Origin of the sequence: Acetobacter orleanensis, assembly GCF_001581005.1 — a bacterium.
Classification (GTDB): domain Bacteria; phylum Pseudomonadota; class Alphaproteobacteria; order Acetobacterales; family Acetobacteraceae; genus Acetobacter; species Acetobacter orleanensis.
In genome coordinates this window covers 46536-66226 of sequence record NZ_LHZV01000060.1, presented here as the reverse complement: position 1 = coordinate 66226, position 19691 = coordinate 46536, and the positions used below count along the sequence as shown (strand labels likewise).

At 59.2% G+C, this 19691-nt stretch carries 16 protein-coding genes; 13 read left to right on the top strand and 3 right to left on the bottom strand.

Going from position 1 to position 19691, the window contains the following annotated elements:
- Positions 1-74: 74 nt before the first annotated feature.
- The 7 genes from ftsZ (at position 75) to AD949_RS07015 (ending at position 11556) form a co-directional block, all read left to right on the top strand.
- Complete coding sequence (ftsZ, locus tag AD949_RS07045; protein ID WP_048835354.1) at positions 75-1619, top strand: cell division protein FtsZ; 1545 nt, start codon at positions 75-77, stop codon at positions 1617-1619.
- Between the two features lie 151 nt (positions 1620-1770).
- Complete coding sequence (gene lpxC / locus AD949_RS07040) at positions 1771-2751, top strand: UDP-3-O-acyl-N-acetylglucosamine deacetylase (RefSeq protein WP_048835355.1); 981 nt, start codon at positions 1771-1773, stop codon at positions 2749-2751.
- A gap of 91 nt (positions 2752-2842) precedes the next feature.
- Entirely contained in the window at positions 2843-3856 is a 1014-nt protein-coding gene (locus AD949_RS07035; protein WP_048835356.1) for an outer membrane protein assembly factor BamD, read from the top strand.
- A 146-nt stretch (positions 3857-4002) separates the two neighbouring features.
- Positions 4003-5721, top strand: a complete 1719-nt coding sequence (gene recN / locus AD949_RS07030) for a DNA repair protein RecN (protein ID WP_048835357.1) — start codon at positions 4003-4005, stop codon at positions 5719-5721.
- Complete coding sequence (ligA, locus tag AD949_RS07025; RefSeq protein ID WP_048835358.1) at positions 5714-7816, top strand: NAD-dependent DNA ligase LigA; 2103 nt, start codon at positions 5714-5716, stop codon at positions 7814-7816. Before recN ends, ligA begins: the two co-directional genes overlap by 8 nt.
- Positions 7817-8003: 187 nt before the next feature.
- Positions 8004-10673 (top strand): pyruvate, phosphate dikinase, encoded by a 2670-nt coding sequence (ppdK, locus tag AD949_RS07020; RefSeq protein ID WP_048835359.1) that lies wholly within the window; start codon positions 8004-8006, stop codon positions 10671-10673.
- 55 nt (positions 10674-10728) lie between these two features.
- Positions 10729-11556, top strand: a complete 828-nt coding sequence (locus tag AD949_RS07015; RefSeq protein WP_048835360.1) for a pyruvate, water dikinase regulatory protein — start codon at positions 10729-10731, stop codon at positions 11554-11556.
- 84 nt (positions 11557-11640) lie between these two features.
- Here the strand turns inward: AD949_RS07015 and AD949_RS07010 are convergent, their stop codons facing one another.
- Complete coding sequence (locus AD949_RS07010) at positions 11641-12015, bottom strand: hypothetical protein (RefSeq protein ID WP_174766770.1); 375 nt, start codon at positions 12013-12015, stop codon at positions 11641-11643.
- A 130-nt stretch (positions 12016-12145) separates the two neighbouring features.
- Positions 12146-12682 (bottom strand): 2-oxo-4-hydroxy-4-carboxy-5-ureidoimidazoline decarboxylase, encoded by a 537-nt coding sequence (uraD, locus tag AD949_RS07005; protein ID WP_048835361.1) that lies wholly within the window; start codon positions 12680-12682, stop codon positions 12146-12148.
- Between the two features lie 244 nt (positions 12683-12926).
- Between uraD and AD949_RS07000 the strand changes: the two genes are divergently transcribed.
- Positions 12927-13544: an IMPACT family protein gene (locus AD949_RS07000; protein ID WP_048835582.1), complete on the top strand. Its 618-nt coding sequence runs from the start codon at positions 12927-12929 to the stop codon at positions 13542-13544.
- Between the two features lie 33 nt (positions 13545-13577).
- On the opposite strand, the gene AD949_RS06995 is transcribed toward AD949_RS07000, so the two are convergent.
- Positions 13578-13970: a hypothetical protein gene (locus AD949_RS06995; protein ID WP_048835362.1), complete on the bottom strand. Its 393-nt coding sequence runs from the start codon at positions 13968-13970 to the stop codon at positions 13578-13580.
- Between the two features lie 410 nt (positions 13971-14380).
- Here AD949_RS06995 and AD949_RS06990 point away from each other — a divergent pair, with 410 nt between their 5' ends.
- The 5 genes from AD949_RS06990 (at position 14381) to AD949_RS06970 (ending at position 19593) form a co-directional block, all read left to right on the top strand.
- On the top strand, positions 14381-15760 hold the full coding sequence (locus AD949_RS06990) for a class II 3-deoxy-7-phosphoheptulonate synthase (RefSeq protein ID WP_048835363.1): 1380 nt from the start codon (positions 14381-14383) through the stop codon (positions 15758-15760).
- 105 nt (positions 15761-15865) lie between these two features.
- Complete coding sequence (locus AD949_RS06985; RefSeq protein ID WP_244463313.1) at positions 15866-17068, top strand: beta/alpha barrel domain-containing protein; 1203 nt, start codon at positions 15866-15868, stop codon at positions 17066-17068.
- Positions 17065-17481: a hypothetical protein gene (locus tag AD949_RS06980; protein ID WP_048835364.1), complete on the top strand. Its 417-nt coding sequence runs from the start codon at positions 17065-17067 to the stop codon at positions 17479-17481. Before AD949_RS06985 ends, AD949_RS06980 begins: the two co-directional genes overlap by 4 nt.
- Positions 17482-17571: 90 nt before the next feature.
- The gene (gltX, locus tag AD949_RS06975; RefSeq protein WP_048835365.1) at positions 17572-18903 is read left to right on the top strand and encodes a glutamate--tRNA ligase; all 1332 of its coding nucleotides are present in this window, start codon (positions 17572-17574) and stop codon (positions 18901-18903) included.
- A 36-nt stretch (positions 18904-18939) separates the two neighbouring features.
- Positions 18940-19593 carry a nicotinamidase gene (locus tag AD949_RS06970; RefSeq protein WP_082064636.1) on the top strand — a complete coding sequence of 218 codons (654 nt, stop codon included), beginning with the start codon at positions 18940-18942 and terminating at the stop codon, positions 19591-19593.
- Positions 19594-19691: the final 98 nt, after the last annotated feature.

The window sequence follows — 19691 nt, the reverse complement described above, 5'->3', positions numbered from 1 at the left end:
GAAATATTGATAACTTCGATCTAGCATCCTTCCGAAGACTTCGTTAGTTTGCCAAGACTGCCCGGGAGAGCCACATGACACTGAACCTGACCGTTCCACCTCAGACACACGCAGATTTTTCACCGAGAATTACAGTTTTCGGCGTTGGGGGCGGCGGTACGAACGCAGTGGACAACATGATTGCGTCCAGCCTTCAGGGTGTTGAGTTTGTCGTTGCCAACACGGATGCCCAGAGCCTTGCCAAAAGCCGCGCGGACCGCCGCGTGCAGCTTGGCCCGCACCTGACCCACGGTCTGGGTGCTGGCGCGAAACCGGAAGTAGGCCGGGGTGCTGCGGAAGAAGCGGCTGATGAACTGGCCCGGTATCTGGATGGGTGCCATATGGTGTTCATCACCACCGGCATGGGCGGCGGCACGGGCACCGGGGCTGCTCCGGTTATTGCCCGCATGGCGCGTGAGCGGAATATTCTGACGGTTGGCGTGGTCAGCAAGCCGTTTGATTACGAAGGCAAACGCCGCGCCCGCATTGCGGAAGAAGGCATCAAGGAACTTCAGCAGTATGTTGATACGCTGATTGTCATCCCCAACCAGAACCTGTTCCGCGTCGCCAGTGAACGCACAACTCTGCGTGAAGCCTACAAGATGGCTGACCATGTTCTCTACATGGGCGTGCGCGGCGTGACCGATCTGATGATGGCTCCCGGCTACATCAATCTCGACTTCGCCGATATCCGCAGCGTCATGGCGGAAATGGGCAAAGCCATGATGGGCACGGGTGAAGCCGAAGGTGAAAACCGTGCGGTTGAAGCCGCCGAGGCCGCCATTGCCAACCCGCTGCTGGAAGATACCTGCATGTCCGGCGCGCAGGGTCTGCTGGTCAACGTGACCGGTGGTGAAGACATGACGTTCTTTGAAGTGGACGAAGCCTGTAACCGTATCCGCCGCGAAGTTGCGGAAGATGCGAACATGATCTTCGGCTCCATTATTGATGAAAACATGAACGGCAAGATCCGCGTGTCCGTCGTAGCAACCGGAATTGATATCGGCACACAGGCTCATGACCGCCTGCATCTGGTACCTGTGGAAAACGAAGAACAGGCTGAACAGCAGGCTGTTGCGACCGGCACAGGTCCGTCCGTCATGACGGGAGCCTCTCAGCCGACCGCCCCCATGCAGCAGCCTGTCGCACCGCGCATGGATACGGGCATGCAACAGCCTCGCCCGGCCGCTCCGGCACCGCAGGCTTATCAGCCGCAGATGGGGGGGCAGCATATGTCTCCGCCGCCCGCGCATAGTGTTCCCGGCCAGATCAACTCCGCTCCTGCGGCACAGGCTCCTGCCCAGCCGCAGCGCCCGGCAGCCTCTCCGCGGGCTGGTCTGTTTACGGAAGCCCCACGCTCCCCGTATCTGCCAGAATCCGGCCAGCCGTCTTCACGCAGCCTGTTTGGCCGCGTGACGGGTGCGTTCCGCCGTGGTGCGGGAGAGGAGCAGCGGAGTGAACCGGCTATGGAGCCGCAGCGCCCTGTCGTGAGCCCTGCTCCCCAGCATAGCCCGAGCGTGCGCCCGGCTGATACGGATGATACTGGCCTTGAAATTCCGACCTTCCTGCGCCGCCAGTAAGTAAAGCGCAGTTTTCTGCCGCGCTGCTCCTCGTGAGTAGCGCGGTTTTTTATGTAATAGACGGCAATAATGATTGACTCGCCAGAACAGAAGGCGGGCTTTAGCGTTACCCTGCACGTCTTTTAAACCGCGCAGGAAAGAAGCCAGAGCCATGGACAATCTGCTTATGGAACCGAAGAGTCGCTCCGCTACGCTGGAACCCGTTTTCCGCTCCGCCCAGCCCTCTGTAACAGAGCAGCCTGCCGTCCAGCATACTCTGCACCATGCCATTTCCTCCGTTGGCATCGGCCTGCATACCGGGGCGCGTATTACGCTTACCCTCCAGCCCGCTCCTGTCGGGCACGGTATCATCTTCAAACGCTCGGACCTGAACGCGGCCTTTCTCCCGGCCCGATTCGATTATGTGATGGATACGCGCCTCAGCACTGTGCTGGGCGAGGCTGCAAATCCTGCCAACCGGATTGCTACCGTTGAGCACCTGATGGCCGCCCTCAACGGCTGCGGGATTGATAACGTGCTGGTGCTGGTCGATGGCCCGGAAATTCCTGTGTTTGACGGCTCTGCGGCGGACTTCGTGTTCCTGATGGACTGCGCCGGGCGCGTGCCGCAGGACGCGGTCAGGCACCGGATTGATGTCCTGCGGTCCGTGCGGGTTGAGCAGGACGGGGCTTTTGTTGAACTCAGACCGGCCCCAGTCCGCAACCTGCATCTGGACCTGAGTATTGATTTCCCGGCGGAAGCCATTGGCAAGCAGACTTTTGCCACGGAACTCACCCCCTCCACCTTCCGGCAGGATCTGGCGCGTAACAGAACCTTCACGCTACGGCAGGAAATTGAGGCTCTGCACAAGGCCGGGCTGGCGCGCGGTGGCTCGCTCGATAACGCGATTGTCGTGGATGGAGACCAGATTCTCAACCCGTCCGGCCTGCGTTGCCCTGATGAATTTATCCGCCATAAGGTGATGGATGCGGTAGGAGATCTTTATCTGGCAGGTGCCCCGCTGCGCGCACGGTTTACAGGCTATCGTTCAGGCCATTGCCTGAATAACAAGGTGCTACGCGCGCTGTTTGCAGACCCCACAGCGTGGCGCTATGTCCCTGCCCATGAGGGCTTTTCCCTCGCCGCCGCATGAGATGACGACTGCCAAAATACAAAGGGCGTCTTCATTCTCTTTTCTTGAGCGCCATGCGTGCTATAAGACAAGTTCAATTTGAAGAGCCGGAATGTCTGTGAGCCTCATTAATTCTTTCTCCGTTCGCTGCCGCATTCGCCGTCTGGCATCCGCTGGTCTGCTTTTAGGCCTGTCCGGGTGCGGCCTGTTTGGCGGAGGGACTCCCGCTCCAGCTCCTAAACTCGCGTCTCCGGAAACCCTCTATAATAACGGGATTGATGCTCTGCGGACCCAGCGTTACACGCTGGCGGCCGCAGAATTCGAGGTTCTGCAACAGAACTATCCCTACTCCGGCTACATCGCGAACGCCCAGTTAATGGAAGGGTATGCCTATTATCTAAAAGGCAAATACCCGGAAGCCGTGCAGCAGTTGAACCGCTTTATCGGCCTGCATCCCACCAGTGCTGACGCCGCTTACGCCTATTACCTGCGCGCTCTGTGTTTTTATGAGCAGATTGCGGATGTACAGCGTGACCAGCAGGGCACGGTGGAAGCTATGGATGCGCTGGAAGAAGTCATCACCCGCTTCCCACAGTCCCAGTATGCACGGGATGCCCAGCTAAAAATTGACCTGTGCCGCGACCATCTGGCTGGTAAGGAAATGCTGGTTGGCCGTTACTACCAGCAGGAACGAAATTACGAAGGCGCCATCAACCGCTATCAGCGCGTGATTCAGGATTTCCAGACAACCAACCATGTGCCCGAAGCACTGGAGCGTATGGTTGAAGTCTATCTGGACCTCGGCCTGACAGAGCAGGCCCGCAAATCCGCGATTGTGCTGGGCTATAACTATCCGGGCAGCAAATGGTACCGGTACGCTTATAATAATCTGAAACGCTACAAGCTGCTCAGCAGCAACTTCCCTGTTCCCGGCAAGGTTATTACGGCCCAGAACACGCCTGCTGCCACCACCCAGCCGCCAACGGCTTCTGGCACTGCTCCGGCTCCCGCGGCCATGTCACGCTCCGGCAAGCCGCAGCCGGTGGATATTAAAACGGCTCCAGTTCAACCTGTTAAAAAACAACGGATTGAGCCGCAGGTCGATCAGGCTCCTGTGCTACGATAAACCCAGCGGCATGACGCAAAAACCAGACCCACGCCGAAGCCCACGCTTCCGCGTGGGTTTGTTGTTTTATGGGCAGACAAAGCAGCAGAGGGCAGCTACAAGACACAAGAACGTATAGTGAACAGTCTTTCGGACCGGACATCATCATGCTGACAAACCTTTCCATCAGGGACGTCGTGCTGATTGAAGCACTAGATCTTTCTCTGCACGCCGGTTTTACGGCCCTGACGGGTGAAACCGGGGCAGGTAAATCCATCCTGCTGGACAGCCTCGGGCTGGCTCTGGGCGAACGCGCCAATGCCGGACTGGTCCGCGCCGGGGCGGAAGAAGCCCGCGTGACAGCCAGTTTCGACATTCCCCAGAACCACGCAGCCTATGACCTCCTGAAAGAACAGGGCATTCCGGCGGAAACGGGTGAGCCTCTCATGCTGCGCCGCATTGTCTCCGCAGAGGGCCGATCCCGTGCATGGATCAACGACCAGCCGGTCGGCATCACGCTGATGCGCCGGGTGGCAGTTTCTTTGGTAGAAATTCAGGGTCAGCATGAGCAGATGGGGCTGGCGGATTCCAGCACCCATCGCGGTCTTCTGGATGCTTACGGTGTCCCCACTGCGCTGTTGCGGGATGTTTCCTGCGCGTTTGACCGTTGGCAGACCCTGCGGCGAGATCTGGAAGCCGCCCGCAAAAGTTTGCAGGACGCCGCGCGGGAAGAGGACTGGCTGCGGCACACGGTTGAGGAACTGACGACCCTTAACCCGCAGGCAGATGAGGAAGAGCAACTAGCGCTCCAACGCCACAGCCTGCAACAGTCCGAACGCCGAGGCGAGGCTATTACTGCCGCCCTTGCCGAACTCACGCCCAGAGATAGGCGCAACAGCGGGCCGGCAGCAGCACTCCGGGGGGCCAGCCGCGCCCTGCAACGCCTGCTCCCTGCCCCCTCGGCCGAACAGACAGCCGCCGACCCACTGGAAATCCGCACGAACGAGGCTCTCAACGCGCTGGAAAGTGCGGAGAACGCTCTGGCCGAGGCAGAAACGCTTCTCTCTCGTCTGGCAGACGATTCTGAAGCCAACCCGCGCCTACTGGAAGAGATTGAAGAACGCCTGTTTACGCTGCGGGCCGCCGCCCGAAAGCATGATGTTACGGTCGATAGTCTCCCCGCCCTATTGGCAGACCTCTCCGCCCGTCTGGTCGCGCTGGAGACGGGAGCCACACAGCTTGACGCGCTGGAGCAAGCTGTGAAAGACGCGCTGACCCAGTATGAACAGGCCGCCACCGGGCTTTCCGCCGCGCGGGACAAAGCCTCTCGCAAAATGGAGCAGGCCGTTACCCGAGAACTCAAGCCCATCAAACTGGAAAGGGCGCGTTTCTTCGCCAAGATTGAGCCGCTCCCGCCGGAAAGCTGGAGCCGGCATGGTATGGAGCAGGTGACATTCCTGATTGCGGCCAACCCCGGCCAGCCCCCCGGCCCGTTGGCCAAAGTCGCCTCGGGCGGTGAACTTTCCCGCCTAATGCTCGCCTTAAAGCTGGTGCTGGCTGGCCAGTCTGGCATCGGCACGCTGGTTTTTGATGAAATTGATGCTGGTGTTGGCGGTGCGACCGCCGCCGCCATTGGGGAGCGGCTGCACCGTCTGGCCAAGACCGTGCAGGTTCTGGCTGTAACGCATAGTCCACAGGTTGCCGCCAGTGCGGACGCCCATTTGCGCATTGGCAAAATTGTGCGTGACGGGCAGACTGCCACCCATGCAGCCCCCCTCAGCCAGTCAGAACGACAGGAAGAAATTGCCCGCATGCTGGCCGGGGATGTGATTACCGATGCCGCCCGCGCGGCCGCCGCCAGCCTACTGAAACGTGAAAATGACTGATCTCCCCGACCTCACTTCCCTGAACCCCGAACAGGCTCGCGCCGAACTGGCCCGCCTTGCAGACCTCATTGGCCGTTACAATACCGCCTACTATACGGAGGATGCCCCGGAGGTGAGTGATGCGGCGTATGACGCACTCCGCAAACGCTACGATACCCTTCTCGCCCTGCACCCGGAGGCAGAACCTGCGGACAGTGCGGCCCGCACAGTCGGGGCCGCGCCGGACAGTGCATTTGGCAAACACCGGCATCTGGTGCCCATGCTGTCGCTGGATAACGTGTTTGATCAGGCTGAGTTTGAAGCCTTTATCGGCCGCGCCACACGCTTTCTGGGCCTGAATGAGGAAGAGACCGCAAAGCTGGCTTTTGTTGCGGAGCCCAAGATTGATGGGCTCTCCATCAGCTTGACGTATGAAAACGGCGTGTTTGTTCGTGGCACCACACGCGGCGACGGGACCGAGGGCGAGGATGTCACCGCCAACCTGCGCACGTTGAAAGACCTGCCGGAGCGCCTGCACGGCCACGCACCGGAACTCATTGAAATTCGTGGCGAGGTCTTTCTCTCCAAAGAGCATTTTCTGGCCCTCAATGCGGCACAGGAAGAACTGGGACGCAAACCGTTCGCCAACCCGCGCAATGCCGCCGCAGGGTCTCTACGCCAGCTTGATGCCCGCGTGACAGCCCGGCGTCCCCTCTCCCTGTTTGCGTATTCCATGGGGTTCTGTTCGGAAAAAACCACGTTCAGCCATTGGGACTATCTGGAACAGTTGAAAGCGTGGGGTTTTCCGGTCAATCCGCTCTCTATGCGGCTGGAAGCCGCCAGTGGCGCGGAAGCATTTTTTGACAAAATCGGTCAGGAACGCGCCGCACTGGCTTATGATATTGATGGCGTTGTTTACAAAATTGATAACCTGACACTTCAGGAGCGGCTGGGCTTTGCTGGCCGCGCGCCGCGCTGGGCGGTGGCGTGGAAGTTCCCGGCGGAACAGGCCGTCACAACCCTGAAAACCATTGAAATTCAGGTCGGCCGGACTGGCGCTCTGACCCCGGTTGCACATCTGGAGCCGGTCAATGTCGGCGGCGTGCTGGTCATGCGCGCGACCTTGCATAATGAAGATGAAATTGCCCGCAAGGATGTCCGCCCCGGAGATAAGGTGCAGATTCAGCGTGCGGGGGATGTCATTCCACAAATCCTGTGTGTCATTCCTCTCGCGCCGGACGCGCCCCCCCGGCAGGACCCGTTCCATTTCCCTGACCACTGCCCGGCCTGCGGCGCTCTGGCTGTACGGCCAGAGGGTGAAGCCGTGCGCCGCTGCACTGGCGGCCTGACCTGCCCGGCGCAGATTGTTGAACGGCTGATCCACTTTGTCTCCCGCACCGCGTTTGACATTGACGGACTGGGCGACCGCAGTATTCGGGAGTTTTATGACGCTGGGTTCCTGCACACACCGGGCGATATTTTCCGATTGCAGGACCATGCAGAAGACATCATGAAGCGGGATGGCTGGGGTGAGCAGTCTGTCCGCAATCTGATGCAGGCCATTGAAGCCCGCCGCACCATCCCGCTCTCCCGCTTTATTTATGCTCTGGGTATTCGCCGTGTGGGGGAAAGTAATGCCCGCCTGCTGGCCCGGCATTACGGGTCTTACGAAAACTGGATGGAGCAACTGCGCAAGGCGGCCATCATCGGCTCGGACGAACGGCTGGAACTGGGGTCCATCACCGGCATTGGCACGGTTATTGCGGATGATCTGGTGGCCTTCATGCAGGAAGCGCACAATCTTGAAACTCTGGCCGACCTGCGGGCCTCTCTAACCATCACGGATGAGGAAGCCGTCTCCGGCGGAGCTCTGGCGGGCAAGACGGTTGTTTTTACCGGCACGCTGCACACTCTCACCCGGCAGGAAGCCCGCGCCATGGCCGAACGCATGGGGGCTAAAGTGTCTGACTCCGTCTCCAAAAAGACCGATCTCGTCATCCTTGGAGAAAAGGCTGGCTCAAAAGCCAAGAAGGCGGAAGACCTTAAAATCGCCACGCTGGATGAAGCAGGCTGGACTGCATTTTGCACACAGCAAGAAAGCAATTTTTCTGCCTGAAATCCCAAAAAGAGTCGTTGCCCAGACCACAAATCTGCGCCATGCTATGCGGCAGCGAAGGGGTGGAATTCGTCGTCCAGAATAAAAATAAAATTTCGTGCGCAGACCAGCCTGTTTCCCCGTTGTTCTCTCCCCCTCGTGCGGGCAATACGGCATCTGCGTTCGCAACAACAAAGTGAACGGCAATATGACCAAGTGGATCTACAGTTTCGGCGCAGGCCAAAATGACGGCAACGCCGGAATGCGCAATCTCCTCGGCGGCAAAGGCGCAAACCTGGCCGAAATGTCCAATATCGGCCTGCCCGTGCCGCCCGGATTTACCATTACCACTGAAGTCTGCTCTGCCTTTTACGACAATGGCCGCAAGTATCCGGATGACCTGAAGGCGCAACTGGATGAAGCCATGGCCCGCGTGGAAAAGGCGATGGGCCTGCGCTTTGGGGATGCGGACGCGCCGCTGCTGGTTTCCGTGCGCTCCGGCGCCCGCGTTTCCATGCCCGGCATGATGGATACTGTTCTCAACCTCGGCCTGAATGACCAGACGGTTGAAGGACTTGCCCGCTCTTCCGGCGATTCCCGCTTTGCGTGGGACAGCTACCGCCGCTTTATCCAGATGTACGGCTCCGTCGTGCTCGGTGTCTCCCATCATCGCTTTGAAGATCTGCTTGAACAGACCAAGCGTGAACTCGGCAGACAGGAAGATACCGAACTGACCGCCGAAGAATGGCAGATGGTCCTTAAAGGGTATAAGGACATTGTGCTGAATGAAACCGGCACTCCCTTCCCGGAAGAGCCGCAGGACCAGCTCTGGGGCGCGATTGGGGCCGTGTTTGGCTCATGGATGAACCCGCGCGCCAACACCTACCGCAAACTGCATGATATTCCGGCAAGCTGGGGCACGGCTGTTAACGTGCAGTCCATGGTGTTCGGTAACATGGGGCAGGATTGCGCCACCGGCGTCTGCTTCACGCGTGACCCGTCCACGGGTGAAAACGTGTTCTACGGCGAATACCTCATCAACGCGCAGGGCGAAGATGTGGTAGCCGGTATCCGCACCCCGCAGCCCATGGCGGCTGAACGCGCGGCGGCTGACCAGAACCCGATGGAAAAGACCCTGCCGGAAGCCTATCAGGAAATGCTGAAGGTACGTGACCTGCTTGAGCGCCACTACAAGGACATGCAGGACATTGAGTTCACCGTGCAGAGCAACACGCTCTACCTGCTCCAGACCCGTTCTGGTAAGCGCACGGCGGCAGCGGCTCTGCGTATTGCCATCGACATGGCGCAGGAAGGGCTGATCACCAAGGAAGAAGCGATTGCCCGCGTCCCGCCCGCATCGCTCGACCAGCTTCTGCACCCGATTCTGGACCCCAAGGCCGAGCGCAAGCAGCTTGCCCGTGGCCTGCCTGCCTCCCCCGGCGCGGCAACAGGTGTCATCGCCTTCTCCGCGGAAGATGTAGAAGACCGCGCCAGCAAGGGCGAGGATGTCATTCTGGTCCGTATAGAAACCTCCCCGGAAGACGTGCATGGTATGCATGCCGCCCGTGGCGTACTGACCACCCGTGGCGGCATGACCTCTCACGCCGCCGTTGTGGCGCGTGGCATGGGCCGTGTGTGCGTGGCCGGTGCAGGCAGCATTCTGGTTGATTACAAAGCCCAGACCATGACCGTAAACGGCCATACGCTGAAGGCTGGTGACTGGCTGACGCTGGATGGCGGCACAGGGGCTGTCTATCTGGGCCGCGTGCCTACCATTCCGCCGACCCTTTCTGGTGACTTCTCAACCCTGATGGGCTGGGCAGACTCCGTGCGTCGTCTTGGCGTGCGCGCCAACGCGGAAACACCGGAAGATGCGGAAACCGCCCGTCGCTTTGGTGCGGAAGGTATTGGCCTGTGCCGCACGGAACATATGTTCTTCGGCCCTGACCGTATTGGCCACATCCGTCAGATGATCATGACGGAAGAAAAGAGCGCCCGCGCCAAGGCAATCGGTGCGCTGCTGCCCTTCCAGCGGGATGACTTTACAGCTCTGTTCCGCATCATGGCTGGGTTGCCTGTTACCATCCGTCTGCTTGACCCGCCGCTGCATGAGTTCCTGCCGCATGGGGAAGCAGAACTGAAGGAAGTCGCCAAGGCTCTGGGGCAGGATGTAGAAGTTCTGCGTGCCCGTCGCTCAGCTCTTTCCGAAGCCAACCCGATGCTCGGCCATCGCGGGTGCCGTCTGGGCATCAGCTACCCGGAAATCTACGCCATGCAGGTGCGTGCCATTGCGGAAGCCGCTCTGGCCGTTTCCAAAGAAACCGGCAAGGCCGTGATCCCGGAAATCATGATCCCGCTGGTTGGCACCAAAGCCGAGTTGGATCTGGTACGCAAAGCGAGTGAAGCCGTGATCAAGGATGTTCTGAAAGAACAGAACGCCACGCTCGACTACTCTATCGGCACCATGATCGAGCTACCGCGCGCTGCCATCACGGCGGACAAGATTGCGGAAAGTGCTGACTTCTTCTCCTTCGGCACCAATGACCTGACGCAGACCACCCTTGGCCTCTCCCGTGATGATGCCGGGTCCTTCCTGCCTGAGTATGTGGAAAAAGGTCTGCTGCCGCAGGACCCCTTTGTCTCCATTGATCAGGAAGGCGTTGGCGCTCTGGTGCGCATGGGTGTTGAAAAAGGCCGGGCCACCAAGCCGAGCATCAAGCTGGGCATTTGCGGTGAACATGGCGGAGACCCGCTCTCCATCTCGTTCTTTGAAACGGTCGGGCTGGATTACGTCTCCTGCTCTCCGTTCCGTGTGCCTGTTGCACGGCTGGCAAGCGCACAGGCGGCTCTGGCCGCACGTAAAGCTGTAAAAGCCTGACCAAAAGCATGGCCGCCTCCCTCAACGGGGGCGGCCAATGTCTGGGTAAACAGCCATGCCACACAATACTATAACTCTTCATCTTGTTTCTGAAGCCACAGGCCAGACGCTGGATGCCGTCGCACGCGCCTGTATCGCCCAGTTCCCCAATACAGAAGTTCGGCTGCGCCACTGGAACCTTATCCGCTCACGCCTGCAACTCCGTCGTGTTCTGCGCCATATCGCGCTGGACCGTGGGCCAGTCATGTCCTCCCTGACGGACCCAGCCTTACAGGCCGATATGGAAGCAGGATGTGTCAGCCTTCAGGTTCGTCTGCTGGATGTGCTGGACAACGCCGTGACATTCCTCACGGAAGAAACGGGTGAGACCGCAACCCGTCACCCGGGCGGCCAGTATATTATGGATGAAAACTATTATCAGCGGATTGAGGCCATGCATTACGTGCTGGCTCATGATGATGGTCAGGAAGCGGATGATCTGCACGATGCGGATCTGGTTCTGGTCGGTGTCTCTCGCGTGTCCAAAACGCCAACCTGCTTTTATCTGGCTAATCGCGGGATCAAGGCGGCCAATATCCCCTTGGTGATGGGTATTGAACCACCACCTGCCCTGTTTACGCTGAAACGGCCGGTTATTGGTCTGACCATTGACCCGGAAACCCTGATTGAAATTCGGCGCACCCGTCTTTCCCAGATGATGCCGAACAGCCGCCATTCAGACCCCTCAGCCGATTACGCCTATATTGACCTTGAGAAAGTGCAGGAAGAACTGCGCTGGGCGCGCCGCCTGTGCCGCCATCATAACTGGCCGGTTATTGATGTCACACGGCGCTCTATTGAGGAGACATCAGCCTCCATTCTGGATCTGACCTCGCCTCAGTAAGTCGCTTTTGCAAACAGAGACGTGTTACGGAAATAAAAAAGCCCCTGCGAAAGGGGCTTTTTTTATGACTGAACCGGAGAGTGTTCAGTCATTCATTTCCGAAGCTTCCAGCCGCTGCACACGAATAGCCTTCCCCTGCGCATCATAATAAATAATGCTGCTGCCACGGCGCTCCGCATAGCCATCCGGCTTACCGTCAGGTGTCCAGAACAGCAGACGGTTGGCATCGGCCTGTTCCAGCACTTTGTCTCCGGCCGGACGATAACGAAATTTGCTGAAATCCTTATGGGCACGCGGCAATGGAGGCTTGGAAGCCAGATGGTGCATGTCTGGCGCTTTATGGCTTTCCTCGCCACCGTCATCATCATCTGCCACTGCGGGAGAGATGGTCATAACCGGCAAGGCAACTGCCCACAAACCAGCAAACAGAACACATCCTTTACGGAACCACTGTGCCATAGCGCGTTGACCTCCCGCATTACAAACAGCTTCAAGCCCGCCGATCTTTGCCCGGTTTTAGCGTGATGCGCAATGCGGGAGGGTCACATAGCCTTTTCTTAGCTGGGGGCGCGGTTCTACATCCAAAAGGTCACTCGTCCTGTTTGGCGGCAAGTCCGGCGTAAAGAGCTTCAAACTCGGGCTCTGCCAAACGCCCAACCTCGCGGAACGCAATCGCCTCTTCCACCTCCGGCTCATGCCGCAACCGCTGCTCAAGCAGCTTGAGCACTCCCTCCGCCGTATTCCCCTCTGCATAAAGAATAAAGGGAAACTCAAAGCGCTCCCGATACGCTTTGTTCAACGACCGAAACTGCGCAAATTCTTCAGGGCTTAACTGGTCCAGCCCAGCCGGGACAGTTGAGGAAGATAGGATTTGCTCCCGCGCGGAGGCTACCGCCACATTGTCTTCCAGCCCCGGATAGGCACGCAGAACCCGCAGGCGCGTATCGTCCGGCGCACCGCGCACCATCGCCATCATGGTGCTTTTCAGGGCGGAGAGGTCAGAAAAGGGCCGACATTCATACGCTTCTTCCGCAGCCCAGCGTGCGTCTTTGAAAACAGACCCGAATGTCGTGACAAATTCAGTGCGGCTCATGGCATTGATCAGACGCATCACAGACTCGTTCATGCAGATTATGTCTCCGTTTCGGTCCTGCCCCGCAGGCCCGGCCTATTCTCTTCCTGCCCATGTGGTGCAGGCCCCACTTTGCGCATTCTCTCCAGAATGGAAGGCTGGAGGAAAATAGACAACGCCTACCAGCCTCTGTCGTTCATGCACGCCCTGCACAGCCCTCCCCAGCGGCTCACACGCTTTTGCTTTTTCCCCGTGCAGACCTTGTGCGCCCTCTGGCTGGCCTTTTATTATGCTCTGTATGACGGAAACACTCACCGGCCCGTTCACACTGGAACGAGACATCAAAAAAAGCCGGTTTGTGGCACGTGCTGCACCTGTACGCACCATTGAAGAGGCTGACGCTTTTATTGCCGCCATTGCCGCGGCAGAGCCGGACGCGACGCATCATTGCTGGGCTTGGCAGGTTGGCCCGCATTGCCGCTGCCATGATGCCGGAGAACCGTCCGGCACGGCAGGGCGGCCCATTTTGCAAATGATTACGGCACAGAAGCTGGATCTTGTCGCCATTGTTGTCACCCGCTGGTTTGGCGGGGTGAAACTTGGCGCGGGCGGATTGGTCCGCGCTTATGGCGGGACAGCGGCCGAATGCTTGCGGGAGGCCCCTAAAGAAGAGCTGATTGAGCGGATCCGGCTCAGCTTCCACTGCCCGTTTTCTCTTCTGTCCCTCATACAGGCCAGACTACAGGAGTGGGCAGGCATAGAAAGCGCTGCGCCTGATTTTGACAGCACTGGCGCGCAGATTGTCCTCACCGTGCCTGTTGAACAGCAGGAGAGGGTCACACAGCGCCTTCAGGATTTAACCAATGGACAAGCCACTGTAGAGGTCTTGGAAGACGAGGAAGCCCTACCTGCATAGCAAGACGCAGGCAGGCTTCATGCTGCACCCAGATTAGCGGGGCGTAACCCAGCCGTTCCCGGTGGCATCCCCCATCTGGCCGGAGCCGTAGGGACCACTGGTTTCATAGGCGGACCCGTAGCGGGACAGGTCCGTTCCCGTCACGGCATCACGGTGCACTTTTGCCAGATGGTCCGGGTCCGCGCCATGGTTGAATTCCATGGACGGCGCATCTTGATAACCCGGCGGCAGGCTACGGTGACCATGCACGGTCTTCTTTTCAGTTGAGCCTTTGTCAGACTGAGAGGACGAGCCCTCTCCGAATGAGATATTGTCATCCGGCGTCAGCGCCGGGTCAGCCTTTGCTACGGACAAGCCAGTAGCCAGACTGAACCCAAGGCAAAGCCCGGTGAGCAGAAGTAAAGACGGTTTACGCAGTTGCGCCATTGCGCGTCACCCCGCGAAAGAAATGAACCTTAACCTGCACGCAGAGACCTGGCGCGGGCGACAAGTTTCCACTATCGCACCAACCCACGAAAAAATCCAATCAGCTTTCATCACGAAACGCTCTGCCGCGCCCATTGGCCTGCATCAGCTTAGCCCGCTGGAAACTCCGGGAGTCTGCGTAGCCTGCTCTGCCGGGGCGCAAGCCATACGCCTGCGACACAGTCGCTATTCCTTATACGCAATCCGTATTGCAGTCATTAAAGAATAGCCCCATTCCCCCTTAACAAAATTTGCTTATCGCGGCAGTTTTAGACATAAAGACACCCCCTCACGCTTACCGGGCGTGCAGGCCTCTTCCTTTTTCCTCAGACCTTCCCTTTATCTTACGCATGAACAGACAGGATCGACCCATGAGTGCCTCGCTCAACCAGCCCCACCCGACGTCTAAAGCCTGGATGCCGGATAGCTGGCGGTCATTTCCTGTCCGGCAGATGCCGTCCTATCCGGATCAGGATGCTCTGCAAGCGGTTGAAGGCCGCCTGAGTGCCTACCCGCCGCTGGTCTTTGCCGGTGAAGTCCGCCGCCTGCGCGCGCAGCTCGCCAAAGCCGCCAAGGGCGAAGCCTTTGTGTTGCAGGGCGGTGCCTGTGCGGAAAGCTTTGGGGAATTCAAGGCTGACATCGTGCGGGATACGTTCCGCGTGCTGCTGCAAATGGCTGTTGTGCTGACATTTGGCGCAAAGGTTCCGGTTATCAAACTGGGCCGCATGGCCGGACAGTTTGCCAAGCCGCGCTCTTCCGATACGGAAACGCTGGGCGGTGTCACGCTACCGTCCTACCGGGGTGACATCATTAACGGACCCGAATTCACGGCGGAGGCCCGCATTCCGGACCCGTTGCGGATGGAAACCGGCTATTTTCAGTCCACCGGTATCCAGAACCTGCTGCGCGCCTTCTCTCGTGGCGGATATGCCAACCTGCATGAAGTGCATCGCTGGAATCTGGGCTTTGTGGAACGCTCCCCGCTGGCTGACCGCTACCGCGTGATGGCCGAACGGATTGGCGAGACCCTCTCCTTCATGCAGGCCTGCGGTATTGATGCCGCCTCAGCCCCGCAGGTGGATGAAACAGAGTTCTATACCTCGCACGAAGCGCTGCTGCTGCCATATGAGCAGGCTCTCACCCGCGTCGATTCCACGTCTGGCGAATGGTATGACTGCTCAGCGCATTTTGTATGGATTGGAGACCGCACCCGCCAGCCGGACGGCGCGCATGTGGAGTTTCTGCGGGGTGTGCGTAACCCCATCGGTATCAAGGTTGGGCCGACCACCAGCATTGAGGATCTGGAACAGCTTCTGGAAATCCTGAATCCGCAGGATGAAGCTGGACGCATTACGCTGATCTCCCGCATGGGCGCTGAAAAGCTGGGCAACCACCTGCCGCAACTGATGCGGGCGGTTAAAGGCACAGGCCGCACCGTAACGTGGCTGACGGACCCGATGCACGGCAACACTATCTCCACATCCCACAAGGTGAAAACCCGCTCCTTTGATGCCATCATGACGGAAATCAAAGGCTTCTTTGATGTCAGCAAGGCCGAGGGTGTTCACGCTGGCGGCGTGCATCTGGAAATGACGGGCCAGAACGTGACAGAATGTGTTGGCGGAGCAAACTGCCTGACGGAAGATGATCTGGGCAGCCGTTACGAAACTTTCTGTGACCCGCGCCTGAATGCCGAACAGTCTCTGGAAATTGCCTTCCTGCTGGCGGAAGAACTGACGGGCAAACGCTGAGAACTGGCTGACAGGTCTGTCTTCACAGAACCGGGGGGTGGCTTTACCGCGCCCTCCGGAAAGACCATCATCCGGGCACCCCAACCGGAACGGAGCGCTGAGAGCATGACGCAGTCCCCCAAAGGCACGGATGCGCCCGGCCTGAAAACAGCTTACACAGCAACGCCACTGCCAGACGCGACCATTCACGCGCGGACTGATTCCTACTTCAACCGCACGCGGGAGATTGTCTCCCACTTTGGCGACTGTCAGGTGACGTACGCCTTCTTCATCCGTCGCCCGGTAATTTCCGCGCCGGGGCTGATGCTGGAATGGCTGAAAAATGTCATGGCCGAGCGCAACAGCCCCTACACGGTTGATCTGGTCCACCCGGAAGGAGACTGGGTGGGTGCTGGTGAACCGCTGATGTATATCACCGGCTCTTTCACCCATCTGGCGGATCTGGAAACACTGCTGCTGCAAAAGCTTGGGAGCCCGTGCGTTGCGGCCCACCGGGCCTACCAGATTGCCATTTCGCTCCCCGATACCCGGTTTCTCGCCATGGATGCCCGCCATTGCGCGGGGTTTGAGATGCAGGAATTGATGGCCTATGCCGCGTCCGTCGGCGGGCGCACGGCGCAGAGGGACGGAGCAATCGGCTTTGTCGGCACCGCGAATGATGCCGTGGCCCCGTTTTTCGGCACACAGGACGGCGCAGGCACCATGCCTCACGCTCTGATTGGCTATGCAGGCTCCACCGTCCGCGCGGCTGAAATGTTCCACGAAATGTATCCAGAAGCCACCTTAGTGGTGCTGGTGGACTATTTCGGGCAGGAAATTACGGATGCGCTGGCAGTCTGCCGTCGCTTTCCGGAACTTGCGGCAGAAGGCCGTCTGGCCATGCGGCTGGACACGCATGGCGGCCGCTTTCTGGAAGGGCTCAACCCCCAACTCTCTTATGCCGTGCTGGACCGGCACGCACCGGAGTCGTTGCGCCGGTATCGCTCGGATTCAGAACTGCGCTACCTGATTGGCACCGGCGTTTCCGCCGCCGCAGTATGGCGGATGCGGGATGCGCTGGATGAGGCAGGTTTTCCGCAGGTCAAAATTATCGCCTCCTCCGGCTTTGGTGTAACCAAATGCGCCTGTATGGCGGATGCCCGTGCGCCGATTGATATTGTCGGCACCGGATCTTTTATCCCGGACCGATGGAACGAAACATACGCCACAGCCGATATTGTCTCCTACAACGGCGTGGAACGCGTAAAAATCGGGCGTGAGTTCCTGCTCCCGTCCTCACAGAAAATACAGAAAGGCAAAGAGGCATGACAGAAACCTCCTCCCCTGAGGACAAAACATGGCGCGTGCGCATTATCGACCTGTCCGGCGGTGCGGAAGACAATATTTCTGAAGAGGTCGGCGGCTTTCATGACCTTGCCCATGCCAACGCCTTTGCCCGCACCTACGTGCGGGACAGTGTGGAACGCTGCCGTACGCCCGGCTCTTCCGCCAAGGATGTGCTGACCGCGTGGCTCAGCTTTGGGGAAGACGCCCTTGTAGTGGACGCGGAGGAAAGCGGCTGGCATTCCGCCAACGAACTGGATGATTTTGCCGCAACCCGCGCCACCCCCATGGAGCGTGACTGGCGCGCTCTGGACCCCCGCCGTCTGGTGGAAGATGAGGAGGTGGGAGAAGACCTGCCCGGTGAACCGGACGAGCCGGAAGAACCGTCCTTCCACTAAAGCGGCTCTCACCACACCCATGCGCCTCCAGCCTCTCCTCCCTTCTGGCAGAGGCTGGTATTTCCCCTCTGCTCACGGCATAGAGACTTTATGAAGCTTCGTTTTGCGCCCAGCCCCACCGGTATGCTGCATGTTGGCAATGCCCGCCTTGCTCTTGCCAATGCCCTGTTTGCCCGCCGCAACGGCGGCAGCTTTCAGCTCCGTATTGATGATACGGATACAGAACGCTCCCGCGAGAGCCACGTTGAGGCCATCCAGACCGATCTGACGTGGATGGGCATTACGTGGGATGAAACCTTCCGCCAGACGGACAGGCTGGACCAGTACGCGCAGGCCATCAAAAAGCTGAAAGCCTCTGGCCGCCTCTATCCCTGTTTTGAAAGCGAGCATGAACTCGCCGCCAAACGGGAAACGCAAATCCGCCAGCGCCGCGCCCCTGTGTATGACCGCGCGATGCTCAAGCTGACACCCGAGCAGCGCGCCTCAGCCGAAGCCAACGGAAAAGTGCCTTACTGGCGCTTCAAACTCTCTGATACCGTTGTGCGCTGGCGCGATCTGGTGATGGGCGACTGTCACGTCAAACTCCCCTCCGTGTCTGACCCGGTTCTGGTCCGCACGGATGGCACCGTGCTCTACACGCTGGCCTCCGTGGTGGATGATTTGGAAACACGTGTGACGCACATCATCCGAGGCGAAGATCACGTCACCAACACCGGTGTGCAGCTTGATATCGCGGAAGCCCTTGGCGCGCGCCCGGACCATTTCCGCTTTGCGCACCTGCCGTTGCTGCTGGATGAACACGGGGGCAAGCTGTCCAAACGCTTTGACGCCCTTTCTCTGCGCACGCTGCGGCAGGATGGGATTGAGGCCGAGGCTCTGATCTCCTACCTCGCGCGCCTCGGCAGTTCGGATGACCCGGTTCTGCTGCCGTTTGCGGAGCAGGCCGCCGTGTACGATATTTCCCACATTTCCCGCTCCGCCGCGCGGTTCGATACGCACCAGATGCTCGGGCTGAACCACAAGCTGCTGGGCCAGCTTCCGTTTGAGGCCGTAAAAGACCGTCTACCAGAAGGAGCGACGGAAGCCTTCTGGCTGGCCATCCGGGGTAATCTGGATCTGCTTTCTGAAGCGCGCCTGTGGCACGCTGTAACGGATGGTACGCTGATCCCCCCCGTGCAGGAAGATGAGCAGGATTTCCTGAAACAGGCTGCGGACCTTCTGCCTGCGGAACCGTGGGATACCACAACATGGAAAAGCTGGACCACCGCCCTGCGTGAGCAGACAGGTCGTTCCGGCAAGGCGCTGTTCCACCCGCTGCGTGTCGCGCTAACGGGCGAGGACCAAGGCCCGGAACTCAGAGACCTGCTGCCATTGATTGGCCGCCCCCGCGCCCTGTCCCGCCTCCAGCCCGGAAACATTTGAACCGGGCACAGGCTTATACAGGAGAGAGTGTGTTTCATGTCATCCCCACCAGAAATCACCCCTCTCCCACACGCAGAATTACATCCTCTGGACCTGACACCCGGCGCGTCTGATGCGCTCCTGATTGTTGATGTGCAGAATGATTTTCTACCGGGCGGCGCACTCGCCGTTCCGGAAGGAGACGCTATTCTGCCGATTATTAGGGACCTCGTGCGTCTCCCGTTCGGCCTGATTGCTACGTCACAGGATTGGCACCCGGCCGAGCATGTCTCTTTTCAAACAGCTATTCCGGCTGGCAAATGGCCGCCCCATTGCGTTGCCCACACGCATGGGGCCGCGCTGGCATCCGGCCTGACTTTGCCTTCCAGCACACTGGCTGTGTTCAAAGGCACGCAAGCAGAGCAGGATAGCTATTCTGCTTTCGGCGGAACTGATGCGCAGGGTTTACCGCTGGCTGCCCTCCTCCAGAAACAAGACATTACCCGCGTGTTTGTGTGCGGACTGGCCCTTGATTACTGTGTCCGCGCATCCGCACTGGACGCGCACGCCATGGGTTTTCAGACAATCCTGATCACCGATGCCTGCCGAGGAATTGCGGAAGACCTCACCCCGATTCTGACAGAACTGCGGGAGGGCGGGGTCTCTTGCTACACATCTCAGGCTCTCGGTGCGCTGAAGCACGCGCAGTAAGACGCTTTTTGGCACTCTTCATGGGCAGACTGACCCTGTAGAAAATATGTGCGTTGTTCGGGGTCACACACTCCGGCTGGTTTTACCCTTGAAGACTG